Source organism: Micromonospora sp. A3M-1-15, from assembly GCF_024213425.1.
In the GTDB taxonomy this organism is placed as follows: Bacteria; Actinomycetota; Actinomycetes; order Mycobacteriales; family Micromonosporaceae; genus Micromonospora; species Micromonospora chersina.
The window spans coordinates 203,670-223,327 of sequence record NZ_JANAVK010000008.1; the positions used below are offsets into that span (position 1 = coordinate 203,670).

The 19,658-nt window shown below is 72.6% G+C and carries 14 protein-coding genes; 9 read left to right on the plus strand and 5 right to left on the minus strand.

Annotated features, from left to right (window positions below; translation table 11 throughout):
* Positions 1 to 133: 133 nt before the first annotated feature.
* A complete protein-coding gene (locus tag NLX85_RS31225; RefSeq protein WP_254341245.1) occupies positions 134 to 1,594 on the minus strand; it encodes a CCA tRNA nucleotidyltransferase in 1,461 nt (486 codons plus the stop codon).
* A gap of 132 nt (positions 1,595 to 1,726) precedes the next feature.
* Between NLX85_RS31225 and murJ the strand changes: the two genes are divergently transcribed.
* The 7 genes from murJ to NLX85_RS31260 all read left to right on the plus strand — a co-directional run bounded on the left by murJ (position 1,727) and on the right by NLX85_RS31260 (position 10,060).
* Complete coding sequence (gene murJ, locus NLX85_RS31230; RefSeq protein ID WP_254341247.1) at positions 1,727 to 3,466, plus strand: murein biosynthesis integral membrane protein MurJ; 1,740 nt, start codon at positions 1,727 to 1,729, stop codon at positions 3,464 to 3,466.
* A 420-nt stretch (positions 3,467 to 3,886) separates the two neighbouring features.
* A complete protein-coding gene (locus tag NLX85_RS31235; protein WP_254341249.1) occupies positions 3,887 to 5,503 on the plus strand; it encodes a protein kinase family protein in 1,617 nt (538 codons plus the stop codon).
* Between the two features lie 43 nt (positions 5,504 to 5,546).
* On the plus strand, positions 5,547 to 6,278 hold the full coding sequence (sigM, locus tag NLX85_RS31240; protein ID WP_254341251.1) for an RNA polymerase sigma factor SigM: 732 nt from the start codon (positions 5,547 to 5,549) through the stop codon (positions 6,276 to 6,278).
* Positions 6,275 to 7,219: a hypothetical protein gene (locus tag NLX85_RS31245; RefSeq protein ID WP_254341253.1), complete on the plus strand. Its 945-nt coding sequence runs from the start codon at positions 6,275 to 6,277 to the stop codon at positions 7,217 to 7,219. The genes sigM and NLX85_RS31245 overlap by 4 nt, the downstream gene beginning before the upstream one ends.
* Positions 7,220 to 7,397: 178 nt before the next feature.
* Positions 7,398 to 8,351: a thioredoxin-disulfide reductase gene (trxB, locus tag NLX85_RS31250; RefSeq protein WP_254341255.1), complete on the plus strand. Its 954-nt coding sequence runs from the start codon at positions 7,398 to 7,400 to the stop codon at positions 8,349 to 8,351.
* Between the two features lie 35 nt (positions 8,352 to 8,386).
* Positions 8,387 to 8,710: a thioredoxin gene (trxA, locus tag NLX85_RS31255; protein ID WP_154229253.1), complete on the plus strand. Its 324-nt coding sequence runs from the start codon at positions 8,387 to 8,389 to the stop codon at positions 8,708 to 8,710.
* A 189-nt stretch (positions 8,711 to 8,899) separates the two neighbouring features.
* Positions 8,900 to 10,060, plus strand: coding sequence for an N-acetylmuramoyl-L-alanine amidase (locus NLX85_RS31260; protein WP_254341257.1), 1,161 nt, complete (start codon positions 8,900 to 8,902; stop codon positions 10,058 to 10,060).
* A 13-nt stretch (positions 10,061 to 10,073) separates the two neighbouring features.
* Here the strand turns inward: NLX85_RS31260 and NLX85_RS31265 are convergent, their stop codons facing one another.
* Complete coding sequence (locus tag NLX85_RS31265; protein WP_091316295.1) at positions 10,074 to 10,739, minus strand: GNAT family N-acetyltransferase; 666 nt, start codon at positions 10,737 to 10,739, stop codon at positions 10,074 to 10,076.
* Positions 10,740 to 11,033: 294 nt separating this feature from the next.
* Here NLX85_RS31265 and NLX85_RS31270 point away from each other — a divergent pair, with 294 nt between their 5' ends.
* On the plus strand, positions 11,034 to 12,347 hold the full coding sequence (locus NLX85_RS31270) for a PLP-dependent aminotransferase family protein (protein WP_254341259.1): 1,314 nt from the start codon (positions 11,034 to 11,036) through the stop codon (positions 12,345 to 12,347).
* 7 nt (positions 12,348 to 12,354) lie between these two features.
* Positions 12,355 to 13,350 carry a D-alanine--D-alanine ligase gene (locus tag NLX85_RS31275; protein ID WP_254341261.1) on the plus strand — a complete coding sequence of 332 codons (996 nt, stop codon included), beginning with the start codon at positions 12,355 to 12,357 and terminating at the stop codon, positions 13,348 to 13,350.
* Between the two features lie 20 nt (positions 13,351 to 13,370).
* On the opposite strand, the gene NLX85_RS31280 is transcribed toward NLX85_RS31275, so the two are convergent.
* The 3 genes from NLX85_RS31280 to NLX85_RS31290 all read right to left on the minus strand — a co-directional run bounded on the left by NLX85_RS31280 (position 13,371) and on the right by NLX85_RS31290 (position 19,478).
* Entirely contained in the window at positions 13,371 to 14,189 is an 819-nt protein-coding gene (locus tag NLX85_RS31280; protein ID WP_254341263.1) for a hypothetical protein, read from the minus strand.
* 2,838 nt (positions 14,190 to 17,027) lie between these two features.
* The gene (locus tag NLX85_RS31285) at positions 17,028 to 18,083 is read right to left on the minus strand and encodes a ParB/RepB/Spo0J family partition protein (protein WP_254341265.1); all 1,056 of its coding nucleotides are present in this window, start codon (positions 18,081 to 18,083) and stop codon (positions 17,028 to 17,030) included.
* Between the two features lie 27 nt (positions 18,084 to 18,110).
* Entirely contained in the window at positions 18,111 to 19,478 is a 1,368-nt protein-coding gene (locus tag NLX85_RS31290) for an AAA family ATPase (protein WP_308210877.1), read from the minus strand.
* Positions 19,479 to 19,658: the final 180 nt, after the last annotated feature.

A 19,658-nucleotide genomic window follows, 5' to 3' on the forward strand; every position in this document is an offset into this window, starting at 1 on the left:
TGGGACGGGCGGATGCGATCAGAACAGCCTCACCCTCGAATCGGGAGGCCGGTGATGACCAACATCATGGGGGACACATCGACCGTGGCGCGTCAACCGTTCGGTCGACACGCCGGCGTATCGTCGTCAGCCGTCAGCCGACGACGCCCTGCTCCCGGGCCCAGCGCAGCAGCTCGGCCTCGGCCTCGTCCCGCTCCAGCGGGCCGCGTTCCAGCCGCAACTCCTTGAGGTGCTGCCAGGCCCGCCCGACGACCGGGCCCGGCGGCACGCCGAGCAGCTCCATGATCGCGTTGCCGTCGAGGTCGGGACGGACCCGCGCCAGGTCCTCCTCGGCGGCGATCCGGGCGATCCGCTCCTCCAGCGCGTCGTAGTCGGCGGCGAGCTGGGACGCCTTGCGCCGGTTGCGGGTGGTGCAGTCGGAGCGGGTCAGCTTGTGCAGGCGGGACAGCAGGTCACCGGCGTCGGTGACGTAGCGGCGGACCGCCGAGTCCGTCCACTCGCCCCGGCCGTAGCCGTAGAAGCGCAGGTGCAGGCCGACCAGCTTGACCACCTGCGAGGTCACGTCCTTGGGGTAGCGCAGCGCCTTCATCCGGGCCTTGGTCAGCCGGGCGCTGACCACCTCGTGGTGGTGGAAGCTGACCCGGCCGTCCGGGCCGACCGCCTTGGTGGCCGGCTTGCCTACGTCGTGCATCAGCGCGGCCATCCGCAGCACGAAGTCGCAGCCGTCCTCCTCCATCGACATGGCGTTGCTGACGACGGTCAGCGTGTGCTCGTAGACGTCCTTGTGCTGGGCGTGCTCGTCGATCTCCAGCTTCAGCCCGGTCAGCTCCGGCAGGAAGCGGTCGGCCAGCCCGGTGTCGACCAGCAGCCGCAGCCCGGTGATCGGGTCGGCCCCGCAGAGCAGTTTCGTGAACTCGTCCCGGATCCGCTCGGCGGTGATCCGGTCCAGGTCGGCGGCCATCCGGGTCATCGCCTCGCCGACGTCCGGGTGCACCGTGAAACGCAGCTGGGCGGCGAACCGGGCCGCGCGCAGCATCCGCAGGGGGTCGTCCCGGAACGACTCCTGCGGCGTGCCGGGAGTACGGATGATCTTCGCGGCCAGGTCGGCCAGGCCGCCGTACGGGTCGGTGAACCGGTGGTCGGGAACGCTGACCGCCATCGCGTTGACGGTGAAGTCCCGGCGCTTCAGATCGTCGACCAGGTTGGTCCCGTACTCGACGATCGGGTTCCGGCTGACCTGGTCGTACGCCTCCGCGCGGAAGGTGGTGACCTCCAGCCGGAGCCCGTCGCGCTGGCAGCCGATGGTGCCGAACTCCCGCCCGGTCTCCCAGATCGACTCGGCCCAGCCCTTGATGATCCGGATGGTCTGGTCCGGGTGGGCGTCGGTGCAGAAGTCCAGATCGTCACCGAGGCGGCCGAGCAGGGCGTCGCGGACCGAACCGCCCACCAGGTGCAGTTCGTGACCGGCCTGCGCGAAACGCCGGCCCAGCTCGTCGGCGACGGGCGAGACGCGGAGCAGTTCGGCGACGGCGTTGCGCTGCGCGGCGGTCAGCTCGCGGCGTTCGGCGGCGTGGGAGGCGGAGACTTCGGACATGGGACCGCCAGCCTATCGGGCCGGGACCGCATCTCCTGCGCCGGGCGCGGGTAACGGGCCGAGGTTGACTAAGGTCTCGGTTGGGCGGGGCCGGCGAGGCCCGGCTCCGACGTACCCCTTGGAGGCTGGCAGATGAGCGGCGGGCTCTACCGCAGCGCGAACTCGCACGGCGGCGGCCTGCCGCCGGACGACGGCGCCACCTTCATCTCGGCGGAGCCGCTGAACCAGCCGGGCGTCGAGGCGACCGCGCCGCCCCAGGAGGTCGTCGCGGAGACCAGCGCCGCGGCGAACAGCGCCGTGATGGCGATCGGCAGCCTGGTCAGCCGGGGCACCGGCTTCGTTCGGAACCTGATGGTCGGCGCCGCGCTGGGCAACCTGGTCGGCAACGTCTTCACCACCGCCCAGTTCCTGCCCAACCAGGTCTACGAGTTCCTGCTCGGCGGCGTGCTCACCAGCGTGCTGATCCCGGTGCTGGTCCGCCGCCGCAAGACCGACCCGGACCGGGGTGAGGCGTACTCCCAGCGGCTGCTGACCCTGGCGGTGATCGCCCTGGCCGCCACCGCGCTGATCGCGATGGCCGGCGCGTCGGTCCTGACCGCGCTCTACGCCAGCGGCAAGGACGAGAGCTACACGAACCTCGTCACCGAGCTGTCGTACCTGATGCTGCCGATGCTGTTCTTCACCGGCCTGAGCGCGCTGATCGCCGCGGTGCTGAACACCCGGGGGCACTTCGCCGCCCCGATGTGGGCGCCGATCCTCAACAACCTCGTGGTGATCGGCGCCTTCGGCCTCTACATCCTGATCTACGGCGCGAAGGCGATCCGGCCGGAGGACATGGGCTGGGGGCAGATCCTGCTTGTCGGCGGGGGCGCCCTGCTCGGCGTGGCGGTCCAGGCGGCCGGCCTGCTGCCGGCGCTGCGCAAGGTCGGCTTCCGGTGGAAGCTGCGCTTCGACTTCCGCGAGCTGGGGCTCCGCGAGCTGGCCCAGCTCGGCGCCTGGATGTTCTGCTACGTCGCGGTCAACCAGCTCGGCCTCTTCGTGGTGGTCAACCTGCTCACCCGGGCGGCGGGCGAGGACAGCGCCGGCCTGCTTATCTACAACAACGTGTTCCTGCTGCTGATGATGGCGCACGGCATCATCGCCGTCTCGATCATCACGGCGCTGATGCCCCGGATGAGCGCGGCCGCCGCCGACGGCCGGTTCCACGACGTCACCGCCGACCTGTCCCGGGGCACCCGGATGGTCACCGCGGTGCTCGCACCGATCGCGGTCTGCTACGCGGTGCTGGCCGGCCCGATCTCGGTGGTGGTCTTCCGGTACGGCGCCTTCACCGGCGACAACGCGGTGGCCACCTCGACCGTGCTGCTGGTGGCGGCGATCGGCCTGGTGCCCTTCGCGATCAGCCAGCTCTTCACCTTCGCCTTCTACGCGCTGCCGGACACCCGCACCCCGGCGCTGATCAACATCCCGGTGGTGGCCCTGCGGGTGCTCCTCCAGGTCGGTCTCTACCTGGCGTTCTCGGCCACCTTCGCGGCGGCCGGCATGATGCTCGGCAACGCAATCTCGTACGTGGCCGCGGCGGTCGTCTCGGCGCTGCTGCTGCGGCCGCGGGTGGGTCGGATCGGGCTGGGCGGGATCATGCGGACCATGGGCCGGGTGGTGATCGCCGCGCTGGGCGCGGCCCTGGTCGGCCTCCTGGTGGTGAAGCTGCTCCCCGGCGATCCGGCGCACCTGAGCTGGCTGGCCGCCGCCGTCCAGCTCGTGATCGGTGGCGCGGTGATCGGCGTGACGTACCTCGGGCTGGCCATGGCGCTGCGGATCGGCGAGATCACCGAGGTGGTCGGGATGGTCCGGCGCCGGCTCGGGCGCTGACCTCGACCGGCGCCGATGACGGATGGTGAACGAGGATCACCAGCCTGGGGATACGGCTGTGGATAACCCCGGGTTCCGCCGCCCAATGGGCCTCTCGGCCTGTGGACAACCAACCGTACGGCTGAGGGTGGCCAGGCCGGGGCAGGGGAAACCCGGGCCGGGTCCCGGCGGCCGCCACACCGGTGCGCCCCTGCGCCGACTACTTGCCGTCAACCTCTAGATTGAGCGTGCATGTCCCAGCGACCTGGCCGGACGCGGCCGATCCCGGCGGTCGCTGGTGTCCCAACGGCTCCGGCGGGAAGATGACATGTCGGAGAACCGGGCATCCCGGGTAAGGTCGCTCTCGACGGGCACGGCAGGTGCCGACGCGGGCGTCGACACCCGTCTGCCGGTTCCATCCAAGGCAGAGCGGGAAGCCACATGCCCAGCAGCACGGGTCCATCGATCGACACGATCACCGAGGGAGGACGGGTGACCCAGGTCGGCGAGGGTCAGGAGGCGGAGGAGACCTCTCCTCCGGTCGTGACCTTCGGTGCTCCCACGGCCGGTGAGGTCCTTGCCGAGCGGTACGAGCTGGTCGAGCACATCAACAACGACAGCGCGGGCCGGCTCGTCTGGCGCGGGGTCGACGTGGTGCTGCGCCGTCCCGTCGCGGTGGTCCTCCGCTATCCGGGTGGCGACTCCGCCACCGAGATGCTCCAGGCGGCCGTCGCCGCCAGCCGGGTGATCCACCCCAACCTGGTCGGCGTCTACGACGCGATCGACGAGGACGACCGGGCCTACGTGGTCCGCGAGTGGGTGGACGGCCAGTCGCTGCGCGAGCTGGTCGCCGCCGACGGTCCGCTGGACCCGGCCCGGGCCACCGCCATCGGCAGCGCGGTCGCCAGCGCCCTCGCCGCCGTGCACGCCACCGACATGGTGCACGGCAACGTCCACCCCGGCACCGTGATGATCAGCGACGACGCCCGCGTGGTCCTGGCCGACGCGCGGACCGACGGGGCGGACAGCCAGGAGAACGACCTGCGGGCGGTCGGCGGGGTGCTCTACTTCGCCCTGACCGGGCACTGGCCGCACGGCGAGGCCCCGCTGCACGGTGCCACCGCCGGCCACGGCCGCGCCGCCCTCCCCGACGCGGTCCGGGACGCCGGCGGCGCCATCGCCGCGCCCCGCCAGGTGCGCGCCGGGGTGCCGGCGTACCTCGACGACCTCACCATGGACCTGCTCGATCCGGAGATCGCCCCGCCCTCGTCGGACGTGCTGTCGGCCGAGCTCAACCGGCTCGACATCCCGGCCGACGAGCACTTCCTGGAGCAGGCCGGTCCGCTGCGCTTCACCGCCGACCCCGAGGACGAGCCCTCGCCGCTGGCCGCGGCCGGCGGCCGCAAGGTCGCCCTGGGCATCGCCGGGCTGCTGGCGGTGGCCCTGGTCGGGCTGCTCATCGGGATCAGCGCCCTCGGCGACGACAAGGACCCGAACAAGGAGCCGGTCGCTCAGCCGACCAGCAGCGCGCCTGCCAGCGGCGGCACCAGCGCACCGGCCGCGCCGGTCCGCAAGCTGAACATCCAGGACGTCCGGATCATCGACCCGGAGAGCAGGGACCGCGCCGAGGTGCGGAACGCCGAGAAGGTGATCGACGGCGACCCGAACGAGGGCTGGGAGACCGCCAGCTACCGGAACAACGGCAAGTTCGGCGGCCTCAAGAAGGGCATGGGGATCTGGATCGACCTCGGTGCCCCGCACACGGTCAAGTCGATCAAGGCGACCCTGTCGTCCACCGGCGCCTCCGCCGAGCTGCGCGCGGGCAAGAAGGACGATTTCCAGTCCAACTCCACGGGGGACAAGAACCTCGTCGCCGCCTACACCGAGCGGATCGGGCAGCCGTTCGAGGAGCACGACGGCACCACGATGGTCTTCGACGGGTTCAACCCGGAGGAGAAGTACCAGTACCTCCTCTTCTGGATCACCGAGCTGCCGGAGAAGGAGGGCGGCGGCGGTTGGAAGCTCGGCGTCCAGGAACTGACGGTCGAGGGCTCGTGAGCCGCTCGCCGCACCCGCTGCACCGCCTCCGTCGGACGTGGTGATGGCGGGTCGCGGTGGGCGCACGCCCGGGCCGGCGACCGGGAACGGCCCGCCAGCCGGGGTGTCCGACCTCGACCTGCTGCGGGCGCACGTCGCCGGTGACCGGGACGCCTTCGCCGAGCTGTTCCACCGGCACCGCGACCGGCTCTGGGCGGTGGCCCTGCGCACGGTCGGCGACCGTGAGGAGGCGGCCGACGCCCTCCAGGACGCGTTGCTGTCGGCGCACCGCGCCGCGGCCCGGTTCCGGGGCGACTCGGCCGTCACCACCTGGCTGCACCGGATCGTGGTCAACGCCTGCCTGGACCGGATCCGGCGGCGCCAGACGCACGCCACGGTCCCCCTGCCGGACGGTGTGCACACGGACGGGGAGCCCGGCCGGCACACCGGCGGGGTGGAGCCGGCCGCACCGGCCCGGGACCACGACACCGTCCTGGTGGTCCGGCAGGCCCTCGCCGCGCTGCCGGCCGAGCAGCGCGCCGCGCTGGTCCTCGTGGACGTGCAGGGCTACCCGGTGGCCGAGGTGGCCCGCATGCTCGGGGTCGCCGAGGGGACGGTGAAGAGCCGGTGCGCGCGGGGGCGGGCCCGGCTGGCCGTGCTGTTGGGGCACCTGCGGACCGGCTCCGACGAGCCGGCGGACGTGCCCCGGGTCACCGGCGGGAACCCGCGGCCGCCCCAGGGCGTCGGATCCACGTCGGGGTCGTCCCGGCGGGACGCCAGCCAGGAGGAGACGTGACTTCCCGGGAGTTCAGCGAGGTCGACCACGACCTGCTCGCCGACTACCTCGGCGGTGCGCTGGACGGCACCCCGGAGCAGGCCACCGTCGCCCGGCTGGTCGAACAGGACCCGGCCTGGGCCGAGGCGTACGCCGCCCTGGCCCGGGCGGTCGAACTGGTCCACGCCGACCTGGCCGCATGGGCCGCCGAGCCCGCCCCGGAGCTGCCGCCCACCGTGGCGGACCGGATCGACGCGGCGCTCGCCGGCGCCGGCCCGTTCTCCACCCCCGACGCCTCCCAGGCCGCCGTGCCCGCGCAACCCAGCCGGGGTACGCATCCGGCAGGCGGCACGGGTCGCCCGGGCCGGAACAGCGGACCGGGGCGCCGTTCGCGCCGCTGGGCCCGGCTCGCCGGTCCGGTCGCGCTGGCCGCCGCCTCGGTGACCGCTGTCGGGTTCGGGGTCAGCCACCTGCTCGACGCGGGGGCCGGCCGGATCACCGCGGGGGGCGACAACGCGGGGAGCCGGGCCGATGGGGAGGCCGCGCCACTGGCCGCCGCGCCGTTCCGCACCACCGGGCCGGCCCGGCACAGCGGCACCGACTACACACCCGAGGGGCTCACCCAGCCGCTTGCCGTGTTCGGTGCGCCCTCACCCTCGGTGGGCGTCGGCAAGGGGGACACCTCGGGGAGCGAGGACGAGCACCGGGTCGGCGTCGGCGCGACGCTGGACCGGCTCGCCGCCCCGGAGGCGCTGGCCTCCTGCCTGTCCGCGATCGGCGGCGAGCACGCGGCCGGCCCGCTCACCGTCGACCTGGTCGACTACGCCCGGTTCCGGGGCAGCCCGGCGCTGGTGGTCACCTTCACGGACGCGGGCGGCGCACGGTGGGCGTGGGTGAGCGGACCCGAGTGCGGGGTTCCCGGATCCGGCGCGGACACCCGGTTCACCACGCGAGTAGGGTGAGGTCACGGTCACCCGGGCGTGTCCCGCCACGTGACGTGACCCACCGGATGACCGACTCGGGAATCCCCGCTTCGTACGATGACGTTCTGCAAGTCAGGCGCCGGCGCCGTTGAGCCGTCGGCACTCGGGATCGACATCGGTGCGCGCCGGTGACGAACACACACTTCGGGAGACGGCAGTGGACGAGGTCCGCAACCTGATCATCATCGGCTCCGGGCCGGCCGGTTACACGGCGGCGGTCTACGCCGCGCGCGCCAACCTCAACCCGCTGGTCATCGAGGGCGTGCAGTCCGGTGGCGCGCTGATGACCACCACCGAGGTGGAGAACTTCCCCGGGTTCGCGGACGGCATCCTCGGCCCCGAGCTGATGGACAACATGCGCAAGCAGGCCGAGCGGTTCGGTGCCGAGTTCCTCACCGACGACGTGACCCGGGTCGAGCTCAAGGACACCGGCGAGACCGGCTCCGACGCGGTCAGCACCGTCTGGGTGGGCGAGACCGCCTACCGGGCCAAGGCCGTCATCCTCTCCACCGGCTCGGCCTGGCGCCCGCTGGGCGTGCCGGGCGAGCAGGAGTACCTGGGCCACGGCGTGTCGTCCTGCGCCACCTGTGACGGCTTCTTCTTCCGCAACCAGCACATCGTGGTGGTCGGCGGCGGCGACTCGGCGATGGAGGAGGCCAGCTTCCTCACCCGGTTCGCCGAGTCGGTGACGATCATCCACCGCCGCGACTCGTTCCGCGCCAGCAAGATCATGGCCGCCCGCGCCCTCGGCAACGACAAGATCAAGGTCGAGTGGAACAGCGTGATCGAGGAGATCCTCGGCGAGGACGGCAAGGTCAGCGGCGTACGGGTGCGCAACGTGCACACCGGCGGGAGCAAGGTGCTCGACGTCACCGGCGTCTTCGTGGCGATCGGCCACGACCCGCGCAGTGAGCTGTTCCGCGGCCAGGTGGAACTCGACGACGAGGGGTACGTGAAGGTGCAGGCGCCCAGCACCCGGACGAGCATCCCGGGTGTCTTCGCCGCCGGTGACGTGGTCGACCACACCTACCGGCAGGCGATCACGGCGGCCGGCACGGGGTGTGCCGCCGCCCTGGACGCCGAGCGCTTCATCGCCACCCTGCAAGGCTGAAAGATTCACGAAAAGGTCCCGGAGGAGGGTTCATAGTGGGAGCAACCAAGGCGGTCACCGACGCGAGCTTCGCGAGCGACGTGCTGAAGTCCGACAAGCCGGTTCTGGTCGACTTCTGGGCGGAATGGTGCGGTCCGTGCCGCAAGGTCTCGCCGCTGCTGGAGGAGATCGCGGGCGAGATGGCTGACCAGGTCACCATCGTCAAGCTCAACATCGACGAGAACCCCGAGACGGCGCGCACCTACCGGGTGATGTCCGTGCCGACCCTGACCATCTTCAAGAACGGCGAGCCGGTGCAGTCCATCGCCGGCGCCAAGCCGAAGGGCGAGCTGGTCAAGCTCATCGAGTCGGCGCTCTGAGCCGACGCCCGACACCGCCGGAACCCCCGTCCACCCGACCTTGGGTGACGGGGGTTCCGCCTTTCCTGACCTGCCCCGAACCCGGGCCGGTCGGTGACCGGCCACGGTACGCTCCGTTAGGCGTTCGGCGGCGGGAAGCACCCCCGTCGGGTTGTCCGGCCAGCCAGCGTCCGTGCAGAGGGGGTCGTCGTGCGTCCCATCCGACCCGGTGACCGGGGACCCGCCGTGGCCGAGATCCGCACCGTACTCACCGGCCTGGAACTGCTGCCGGCCGGCGGCGGGGGCGACGAGTTCGACCCGGAGACCGAACGCGCGGTCCGGGCGTTCCAGCAGTCCCGCGGCCTCAGCGTGGACGGGCGGGTCGGCGCGGAGACCTGGCAGGCGCTCGACGCCGCCCGCTGGCGGTTCGGCGCGCGCACCCTCTACCACGCGGTCCCCGAGCCGCTAATCGGCGAGGACGTCCGGTCGCTCCAGGAACGGCTCCTGGAGATGGGGTACGACGTGGGCCGCGCCGACGCCATCTACGGCGTCCGCACCTCCCGCGCCGTCGCGCAGTTCCAGCGGGAGATGGGGCTGAAACCGGACGGGGCGTGCGGTCCACACACCATCAACGCGCTGCGCCGCCTCGGCCGCAAGGTGGTCGGCGGACGGCCGCAGTGGCTCCGCGAGTCCGACGCCATCCGGCAGGCCGGGCCCACCCTGGTCGGGCGGACCGTGGTGATCGACCCGGGGCACGGCGGCACCGACCCGGGCGTGGTCGTGCCCGACGGCCCGCTGCGCTGGACCGAGGCGGACATCGTGCACGACCTGGCCAGCCGCCTGGAGGGGCGGCTCGCCGCGGCCGGCGTACGGGTGCAGCTCACCCGCGGCCCGTCCCCGCGGACCTGCCTGCCGGACGCGGACCGCGCCCAACTGGCCAACTCCCTCGGCGCGGACGTCTTCATCTCGCTGCACACCGACGGGCACGCCAACCCCGAGGCCAACGGGGTCGCCACCTACCACTACGGCACCGACAACGGCGTCACCTCGGCCACCGGGGAGCGACTGGCCGGGCTGGTGCAGCGGGAGATCGTGGCCCGCACCGGGCTGCGGGACTGCCGTACCCACGCCAAGGCGTGGGACCTGCTGCGGCTGACCCGGATGCCTGCGGTCCGCGTCGAGGTGGGCTACCTGACCTCGCCGGCCGACCGGGGCCGGCTCGTGGACCCCCGGTTCCGGGACCGGGTGGTCGAGGCCATCGTCGCCGCCGTGCAGCGGATGTACTTCCCGATCGAGCGGGACGTGCCCACCGGCTCGATCGACGTGAGCGAGCTGCGGGCGGTGGTGGCCGCCGGCACGGTGGTGGACTGAGACCGCCGGCCGGTCAGCTGGTCGAGCGGGTGGCCGGAGCCGGCCGGACCGGGCGGAGCAGCGTCTCCGGGCTCATCGACCCGAGCAGCTTCTCCAGCGCGTACTCGACGTCGGACTTCCAGCTCAGCGCGGTGCGCAACTCCAGCCGCAGCCGGGGGTAGCGCGGGTGCGGGCGGACCGTCTTGAAGCCCACCGACAGGAAGAAGTCGGCCGGTGCGAGGCAGGCCCGGGTCGGGTCGTCCCCGTCGTCACCGAACTTCGCGTCGCCGAACGCCTCGATCGCCTTGATGCCGCGCTTGGTGAGATCACGGGCGACTCCCTGGACCAGCATCCGGCCCAGGCCGCCGCCCGCGAAGGCGGGCACCACGTGGGCCGTCATGAGCAGCGCGGCGTCCGCGGAGACCGGCGAGGTGGGGAAGGCCATCGAGCGCGGGACGTACGCCGGCGGGGCGTACATGACGAAACCGGCGGGCATGCCGTCGACGTACGCGAGCTTGCCGCAGGAACCCCACTCCAGGAGCGTCTGGGAGACCCAGGCCTCCTTCTCCAGCCCCGGATCGCCGGCGGCGCACGCGCGCTCGGCGGAGACCGGGTCCAGCTCCCAGTAGACGCACTGCCGGCAGGAGCGGGGCAGGTCCTCCAGCGTGTCCAGGGTCAGACTGACCAGACGTCGCGACATGAGCACCCCACCCATAGGCTCGCCAGCGGGGACCACCGCGGTCACCCGCCGCCTTCCTGCCCCCGACGAGCGATCGTACGCCCCCACCCGACGCTACGGGAGTGGACGCGCGAACGCCCACCCGAGCCGGGGAGCGGGCCGGTCCGGGATGTGGACGTACCCACATGGTGGGCCCGGTCCTGGACGGCGGCGACTACGATCGACCAACCGGCGTCCCGCGCGCCGCCATGGTTGCCGGCATCGCGGGTACCACACCGGGCGGCAGCCCCGCCGACACCCGATCGAGGTGATGTCATGACCGGCACGACGCTCGACGACTACACCGACCGGTACGCCCGGCGGGTCCGGGGGATGACGGCCTCCGAGATCCGGGCACTCTTCGCGGTGGCCAGCCGGCCGGAGGTGGTCTCGCTCGCCGGTGGGGCGCCCTACATCGCGGCGCTGCCGCTCGACGCGGTCGGCGAGATGCTCGGCCGGCTCGGCGCCGAGCACGGCGCCACCACCCTCCAGTACGGCATCGGCCAGGGCACCCCGGAGCTGCGCGAGCGGATCTGCGAGGTGATGGCGCTCTCCGGGATCGACGCGTCCTGCGGCGCCTCGCCCGAGGACGTGGTGGTCACCGTCGGCGGCCAGCAGGCGCTCGACCTGGTGGCCCGGCTCTTCCTGGACCCGGGGGACGTGGTGCTCGCCGAGGGGCCGACGTACGTCGGCGCACTCGGGGTGTTCCAGGCCGCCCAGGCCCAGGTGGCGCACGTGCCGATGGACGACGAGGGGCTGATCCCGGAGGCGCTGGAGACGGCAATCGCCGACCTGGCCCGGGCCGGCCGGCGGGTGAAGTTCCTCTACACCATCCCGACCTACCAGAACCCGACCGGCGTGACGCTGAGCGAGGAACGGCGCGAGCGGGTGCTCGACATCTGCGAGCGCGCCGGACTGCTGGTGGTGGAGGACGACCCGTACGGTCAGCTCGGTTTCGAGGGCGAGGCGCCCGCGCCGCTGCGGGCCCGACGCCGCGACGGTGTCTTCTACCTGAGCACCTTCTCCAAGACGTTCGCGCCCGGCCTGCGGGTCGGCTGGATCCTCGCCCCGCACGCCGTCCGCGACAAGCTGGTCATCGCCAGCGAGGCGCAGATCCTCTGCCCGAGCGGCTACGCGCAGGCCGCCGTCTCGACGTACCTCGGCACCATGCCCTGGCGGCAGCAGCTCAAGGTCTACCGGGAGGTCTACCGGGAGCGCCGGGACGCCATGCTCGACGCGCTCGCGGACCTGATGCCGGAGGGCACCACCTGGACCACCCCGGCCGGCGGCCTCTTCGTCTGGGCGACCCTGCCCGACGGCCTGGACTCCAAGGCGATGATGCCGCGGGCGATCGCCGCCCGGGTCGCGTACGTGCCGGGCACCGGCTTCTACGCCGACGGGACCGGCAGCGGCAACATGCGGCTCAACTTCTCCTTCCCGGCGCCGGAGCGGATCCGGGAGGGCGTCCGCCGGCTGGCCGGCGTGATGGAGCAGGAGATCGCCATGCGCAAGGTCTTCGGGGCGGTCGGCGGCGCGGGTCCGCGGCGCCGGCAGGGCGGCTCGGACGCGCCCGGCCCCGACTTGGCATGATTCCCGCATGGCCGTCAGCCCTGCCGCACACACTCCCGTGACCGGACCCGCCACCGACGAACTGCACGTGCTGGTGCTCGCCGGCGGACTCTCCTACGAGCGGGACGTCTCGCTCCGGTCCGGCCGGCGGGTGCTCGACGCGCTGCGCGCGGTCGGCGTGGAGGCCGAATTGCGGGACGCCGACGTGGCGCTGCTGCCCGCCCTCGCCGCCGACCCGCCGGACGCCGTGGTGATCGCCCTGCACGGCGCCACGGGCGAGGACGGCTCGCTGCGCGGCGTGCTCGACCTCTGCGACGTGCCCTACGTCGGCTGCGACGCCCGCGCGTCCCGGCTCGCCTGGGACAAGCCCTCCGCCAAGGCGGTGCTGCGCGAGGCCGGCATCCCCACGCCCGACTGGGTGGCGCTGCCGCACGACCGGTTCTCCGAGCTCGGCGCGGTGGCCGTCCTGGACCGGATCGCCGACCGGCTCGGCCTGCCCCTGATGGTCAAGCCCGCGCAGGGCGGCTCCGGGCTGGGCGCCGCCGTGGTCCGGGACGCCGCGTCGCTGCCGGCCGCCATGGTCGGCTGTTTCGCGTACGACCAGACGGCGCTGGTCGAGCGCTACGTGCCCGGGATGGACGTGGCGGTCTCCGTGCTCGACCTGGGCGAGGGCCCGCAGGCGCTTCCGCCGGTCGAGATCGTGCCCCGCAACGGCGTCTACGACTACGCGGCCCGCTACACCGCCGGCCGCACCACCTGGCACGCACCGGCCCGGCTCGATCCCGAGACGACCGAACGGGTGGCCGAGGTGGCGCTCGCCGCCCACACCGCGCTCGGGCTGCGCGACCTCTCCCGGGTCGACCTGATCGTCGACGCGGAGGGCCAGCCGCACGTGCTGGAGGTCAACGTCTCCCCGGGGATGACCGAAACCTCGCTGCTGCCGCTGGCCGTCCAGGCGGCCGGGCTGGACTTCGGGCGGGCGCTCGGCACTCTGGTCACCCGCGCCGCCGCCCGCCGCCCCTGACGTCAGGCTGACCCGGCCGCTTACCTCGGCGCCTGGGTCTGCCGCGGCTCCTCGGCCTCCTCGGGCTTCTCCGCTGCGCCCGCCCGCGCCGGTTCCTCGGGCTTTTCCGCGGAGCCCGCGTTCGCTGGCTCCTGGGTCGCGGGCGGCTCCGCGGCTTCGGCCTCGGGGATCTCGTCCGCCGCCTCGATCACGGAGGCGGTCTCCTCCTCGGGCTCCGCGGCCGCCTCGCCAGCCGACTGCGCGGCGAGGCTCGACGGCGCCTGCCACTGAATGCGGGGCGGCTCGGCGAGAGGACGGCCACCGAACTCGGCGAGCCACGCGGCGACCATGGCCAGGTTCTCCCGCCACTGCGCCTCGGAGATCGGCGGCAGGATCGAGTCCCACAGGGACAGGAACGTGCCCCGCAGTTGCAGCCGCCCGTACGGCCGCGCCAGGAACCACATGTGCAGGTGCGCCGACCCGTCACCCCAGCGGTTGACGTGCACCCGGGCCACGCCGTCCAGCGAGCGGATGGCCCGCTCCAGGCGCACGGTCATCACGCCCAACTCGGCGGCGAGCAGGTTGGGCAGGTCGCCGAGATCAAGGTGCGACCGGGACTCCAGGATCAACACCATCGGGAGGCCGGTGGGTCGGTCCATGGCCCGGACCCGCCACCGCTCACCCACCCAGATGTACGCCTCGTCCGGCGCATTGCAGGCGGTGCATTCCCGGTGCCCCTCGCCGCGGCGGGGAGGCTCGACCGGTACCGGCTCGTCGAGCTGCTTGACGTGGAGATCGCCCTCGAAGGGAAAGGAGGGCCACTGGGTGAAGTCCGGGACTGAGGGAGGGGTGTCCTGCACGACGCTGACCCTAACCGAGTTGGCGACGCCTGTCCCTACCTGACCGCCGGGCAGGCGAGCGTTCCTCGTCGATCCACAACGGGTTGTCCACCACGTTGTCCACAGGGTGCTGAGATCACCACCACACCGCGTCATCCACTGCTCAGCAAGGGTTTTCGCGCGCTGTTTCACGTGAAACGGCGAGGGCCTGTGGAAAACTGCTGTGGATAACGAGGGTGGGCTGTCCACGGGTTCCGGGGCGCCTCGGTCCTTCCTTCCTAACGAGCGAGCCGGCCATCCGCACCGGCCTGTTTTCCGGCTCTCCGGCTTCTCCGCGAGGAGGTTGTCCGGAGGGATCGGAGGGCGGCTGTGCGGGCTTGTTTCACGTGAAACGGCCCTCCTGCGGCGGGCTCATGGAGGCACCGGGCCGCCGTCAGGCGATGTCCTTCGCGGCCCGGATGCGGCCGACCCACGGTCGGAGGCGATCAAGCTTCGCTCGTCTCGGTCCTCTCGAACCGCTCTGGTTGGTGCGCCGCCGCCGTGACGGCTTGCACCGAGCCGGCGAATTCGTTGTCCGATCGGCCTCGGCTCCCAACAGGCTTCGCTGTCCGACCGCCCGTTGCTCGACCGACCTCGCTGTCCGATCGCCCCGCCGCCCAGTCGCCCTGCCCGATCGGCCTCGCCGCCCGATCGGCCTCGCCGCCCGATCGGCCTCGCCGCCCGATCGGCCTCGCCGCCCGATCGGCCTCACCGCCCGATCGGCCTCACCGCTCGGCCGAACCACTCCTCGGCGGACCCACTCTTCGACCGACTCGCTCCTCGACCGACCGACTCCTTGCCCGACCGACTCCTGGGCCGACCCGCTCCTCGACCGACCACTCCTCGGCGGACCGGGGCGGGGCTCCCGCGCAGACATCTTCCGTAGGGCTTGATCCGACCTCGTCCGGTGCTGGACTGAAGGACGGGCCTCTTTCGAGCGGCAGGGCGAGGGCGGAAAGTCAGAGCAGTCCTCGGTCAGGCACCCGCGGACATCCCGCCGGGCGAGCCACGGGGTCGACCGCGCCCATGACGCGGACTTCCTAGCTTCGCGTGAGCGAGCAGCCGGCCCCATCCGGTCACCGTCCGGGCGTTTAGGGCCCCGCGCGCAGCCCTGGGCAGGAGGGCCGTCCGGGCCGTCCGTCGGTCGATGGACGGGTGGGTCCGGCCGTTTCACGTGAAACAGAGAAGTGGCGGCGCGCTCCTGGGGCAGAACCGGGCCGCTCCGCTATCCCTGCCGAGATGCCTCTTCCGCTCATCAACACGAAGCCGGCCCCATCCCGAGCGGAGACGCGACCCACAGTTCACCGTGCGACTCGGGGGGTGCTCGGACCCGGAGCGGCCAGGGACCGGGACGTCATCTCTACCGCGAACGAAAGGGGACCAGGGCACTGCTGTGACATGGGAGCCGCCGCCGCGCCCGTCCAGTGCCTCAGAGCCGGCTCCAGATCGGGCGGACCCCCCGCCACGCCACGGCGGACGGCAGAGGGCTTCAGAAGGTCACACAGCCCTCGCGACGAACGGTCTGTGAGACAGGAGGCGATTCCCCGGAGCAGCGCCCAACGACGACCGGAGCGATGAGGCACGAGTCAACGGACGACATCGTCAAGAGGGCTCGCGGTGGATTGCCGGCTCAGGGTGAGGACACCGGGCCTCGGCGAGACCATGGGGCGAGGGCACCGCCGGGCAAGGGGTACCGCCCTGGGGCAACGTGCCGACGGGGAGGCAGCGGTGCCGCCGCCATTGCGTTGCTGTTCGCATTGAGGTGCTGCCGGCATTGAGGTGCCGCCGGAAACACGGCGCCACCGGGGAGGCAGTGCCGACGGGAGCTGGCGGTGCCGGGGAGGCAGTACCGACGGGAGCTGGCGGTGCGGGGGAGGCAGTGCCGACGGGAGCTGGCGGTGCCGGGGAGGCAGTGCCGACGGGAGCTGGCGGTGCCGCCCGGCGAGGGCTCTATCGAGCAGGCGCGCCACCGGGCGATGGCGCCGCCGGGCAGGACGCACGGGCAACGCGCCGCCGGGCAGCGCGCCACCGGTGGAAGAACAGGTGGAGGCCGAGCGGCAGGAGTGCCGTCCCAGGCGAAAGCCACCGCTAGGACGAAGGCCGCCGCCGGGACGCAGGCCATCGTCGGGACCCAGGCGCCGCCGGGACCAAGGCCGGCGCCGGGAGCAAGGCCGGCGCCAGCGCAAGGGGTATCGCTGCGGCAAGGGGTAGCGCCGAGCCTGGAGGAGGCGACGGGCATGGGAGTGACCAGTGCCGACCGCAGACAGAATTCGGCGCGCGGGGCAACCGACGGCTGCAGACGGAACCAGCGGAATGGGAAGGGCCGCCACGGGGCGACCGGCGGGAGCTGGCTGTTCGATGAGCCACCGACCCGCCCGCCGACCCGGAACGCGGCACCTGTGCGACCGGCGGTGAGGAGCGGCGGGAACGACCGGCGCCGAGTTCCTCCGTGGAACTGAGTTCTCGCGTCCGTCACCGTTTCACGTGAAACGCACCCCGCCCGCGCCCGCCCCCCGAAGCGGCATCGGCCGCACCGCTTGCCGCCCGCTCAACAACCCGCCGGCGCTAACAGATGGGCCTCAGACGCAGCGCTCGTCCCGCCGGGAAACGGCGACGGGGTGCAGCAGAGGCGAGAACCCTCGCCCGGCCCCTGCACCTTGGCGCGCCCGCGCCTCCACAGTTGGCGCCCAGCAGCCCGAACCCCGGCACCATCCCGGAAAGAACCCGCCCGCTAGCTCCGAGGTGGCCGGCGAGCCCTCCAAATGACTCGGCCGCGTCGCCCCCGCAGGGACCACGCGGCCGAGACCGACTGGGACGTACTCACTCCCCGGGCTGCTCCTCCTGGCCCACCCCGATGATCCCGACGATCCGCTCCAGGTCGTCGACCGTCGCGAACTCGATCGTGATCTTCCCCTTGCTCCGGCCGATGTCGACCTTCACCCGGGTGTCGAAGCGGTCGGAGAGCCGATCGGCGAGGTCCGTCAGCGCGGGCGCGTGCGCCTTCGGCCGGCGCTTCGCGGCCGGGGTCTTCGCCGGACCGTCGGCCAGCGCCAGGGCGACGAGTTCCTCGGTGGCGCGTACGGAGATGCCCTCGGCGACGATGCGCTTGGCGAGCTGCTCCTGCGCGTCGGCGTCGTCGAGGCTCAGCAGGGCGCGGGCGTGACCGGCGGAGAGCACCCCGGCGGCGACCCGGCGCTGCACCTGGGCGGGCAGGTTCATCAGCCGGATGGTGTTGGAGATCTGCGGCCGGCTCCGGCCGATCCGGCGGGCCAGTTCCTCGTGCGTCGCGCCGAACTCCTCCAGCAGCTGCTGGTACGCGGCCGCCTCTTCCAGCGGGTTGAGGTTGGCCCGGTGGATGTTCTCCAGCAGCGCGTCCCGGAGCATCGCGTCGTCCTTGGTGTCCCGGACGATGGCGGGGATGCTCTCCCGGCCGACCGCCTGGGCGGCACGCCAGCGCCGCTCGCCCATGACGAGTTCGTACTTCTCGCTGTCGAGCTGGCGGACCACGATCGGCTGGAGGAAACCCACCTCCTGGATCGAGGTCTTCAGCTCCTCCAGCGCCTCCTCGTCGAAGACGTGCCGCGGCTGCTTCGGGTTCGGCACGATGCTGTCGACCGGGATCTCGGCGAAGCGGGCTCCCGGGACCGGGCTCAGTTGCGGCTCCGGCTCCGCGGCCGGGGCGGCAGGAGTGGTCACCTCGCCGGCGCCGACGGCTCCGGTCATCGTCGCCGCCGCACCGCCGGAGGGAGTGGCCGGGACGGCTGCCGCCGTACCGTTCTCGGTTTCGGCGGCTGCCGGGGCGCTGCCCGGCACGGGCCCGGTGGGGATGAGGGCACCGAGCCCTCGGCCCAGTCCGCCGCGAGGACGGTTCTTCATGCGACGCCTCCCAGCGACTTCTCCGCACTACGCATTCCGGCTCACCGGCTCCATGACGCCTCGCTCGGCGATTTCCTGAGCGGCCTCGAAGTAGCTCGTGGCCCCCCGCGAACCGGGATCGTAGGTCATCACGGACTGCCCGTAGCTGGGCGCCTCGGAGACCCGTACGTTCCGGGGGATCACGGCCTGGAGCACCTTGTCCCCGAAGTGGTTCCGGACGTCCTGCTCCACCGCGTCGGCCAACCGGGTACGCCGGTCGTACATGGTGAGCAGGATGGTGGAGACCTCGAGCTTCGGGTTGAGGTGCTGCCGGACCAGGTTGATGTTCTGGATCAGCTGGTTGAGACCCTCCAGCGCGTAGTACTCGCACTGGATGGGGATCAGCACCTCCTGCGCGGCGACCAGCGCGTTGACGGTCAGCAGGCCGAGCGACGGCGGGCAGTCGATGAAGACGTAGTCGAAGTGCCCCGGGTACGCGGCGATGGCCCGGGCCAGCCGGGACTCCCGGGCGACCACGGAGACCAGTTCGATCTCGGCGCCCGCCAGGTCGATGGTGGCCGGTACGCACCACAGGTTCGGGATGCCGTCGACGGCCTGCGCCACCTCCTCCAGCGGCACGCTGTCGATGAGGCAGTCGTAAACGTCCGGCACCCCGGTGTGGTGCGGCACGTTGAGCCCCGTGGAGGCGTTCCCCTGCGGGTCGAGGTCGACCACCAGTACCCGGTTGCCGTGCAGGGCGAGTGCCACCGCCAGGTTCACCGTGGTCGTGGTCTTACCCACGCCGCCCTTCTGGTTGGCGACGCACATCACCCGGGTCCGTTCGGGGCGGGGCATGGTGACCTCACCACTGGGATTCAGGATCTGCACGGCGCGCATAGCCTCCATAGCCAACGGTGGGTCATCCTCTTCGCGCGTCGGGGTTTCACGTGAAACGTACGTGCTCGCGGGGGGTTCGTCGTCGTAGCCGGCGGCGGGTGGCGTGTCGGTAGGGGCGGCCACGCCAGCGGCCACGTCCGGGGCGGCTTCCGGAGTGGGCTGCTGCGGCACGGCCACCACCGGCGGCTGCGGTTCGTAGCGCGCGGGGACCGCCGCGTTCCCGCGTACCGGGGCCGGACGAGGGGTGGGCGCGTTCGCCGGGCCACCGTTCGGGTCGTGCGGGTCCCGGGCCAGCGGCACGTTCGCCGGTACGGAAGACGTCGGCCGCACCGCACCCGTCGACGGCGCCTCCCGGCGCACCACCGGATCGCAGTCCGGAGGACGCGTGGACGGGTCGTCGGGCTCACCGCTCGCCGGCCAGCCCTGATAGGTGGTTTCACGTGAAACGGGGCCGGTGGCGGAGGGCTGCCCTCCGGGCCCGGTCACCCGTCGATCGTCGTACCTGCCGTCGTCATGCACCTGTCATCCCTGCCCGCTCCGGATGGTCGGTCCGCACCCCGTCAATCAGCCCCCGCGCTCACCGCGCGGCGTCAAAGGCCCGGCGGGAACGGTCGGGTTCGGGTGCCGCCCGGCACCGCCGCTCCACACTATCGACGCGCGGCCAGCCTACGGCCGACGGGCGCAGCGGGTCCACGTCGG

Bases quoted from the DNA above. Each gene is read 5' to 3' on its own strand.
- NLX85_RS31225 (WP_254341245.1), bottom strand. From the start codon at position 1,594: ATGTCCGAAGTCTCCGCCTCCCACGCCGCCGAACGCCGCGAGCTGACC.
- murJ (WP_254341247.1), top strand. From the start codon at position 1,727: ATGAGCGGCGGGCTCTACCGCAGCGCGAACTCGCACGGCGGCGGCCTG.
- NLX85_RS31235 (WP_254341249.1), top strand. From the start codon at position 3,887: ATGCCCAGCAGCACGGGTCCATCGATCGACACGATCACCGAGGGAGGA.
- sigM (WP_254341251.1), top strand. From the start codon at position 5,547: ATGGCGGGTCGCGGTGGGCGCACGCCCGGGCCGGCGACCGGGAACGGC.
- NLX85_RS31265 (WP_091316295.1), bottom strand. From the start codon at position 10,739: ATGTCGCGACGTCTGGTCAGTCTGACCCTGGACACGCTGGAGGACCTG.
- NLX85_RS31270 (WP_254341259.1), top strand. From the start codon at position 11,034: ATGACCGGCACGACGCTCGACGACTACACCGACCGGTACGCCCGGCGG.
- NLX85_RS31275 (WP_254341261.1), top strand. From the start codon at position 12,355: ATGGCCGTCAGCCCTGCCGCACACACTCCCGTGACCGGACCCGCCACC.
- NLX85_RS31285 (WP_254341265.1), bottom strand. From the start codon at position 18,083: ATGAAGAACCGTCCTCGCGGCGGACTGGGCCGAGGGCTCGGTGCCCTC.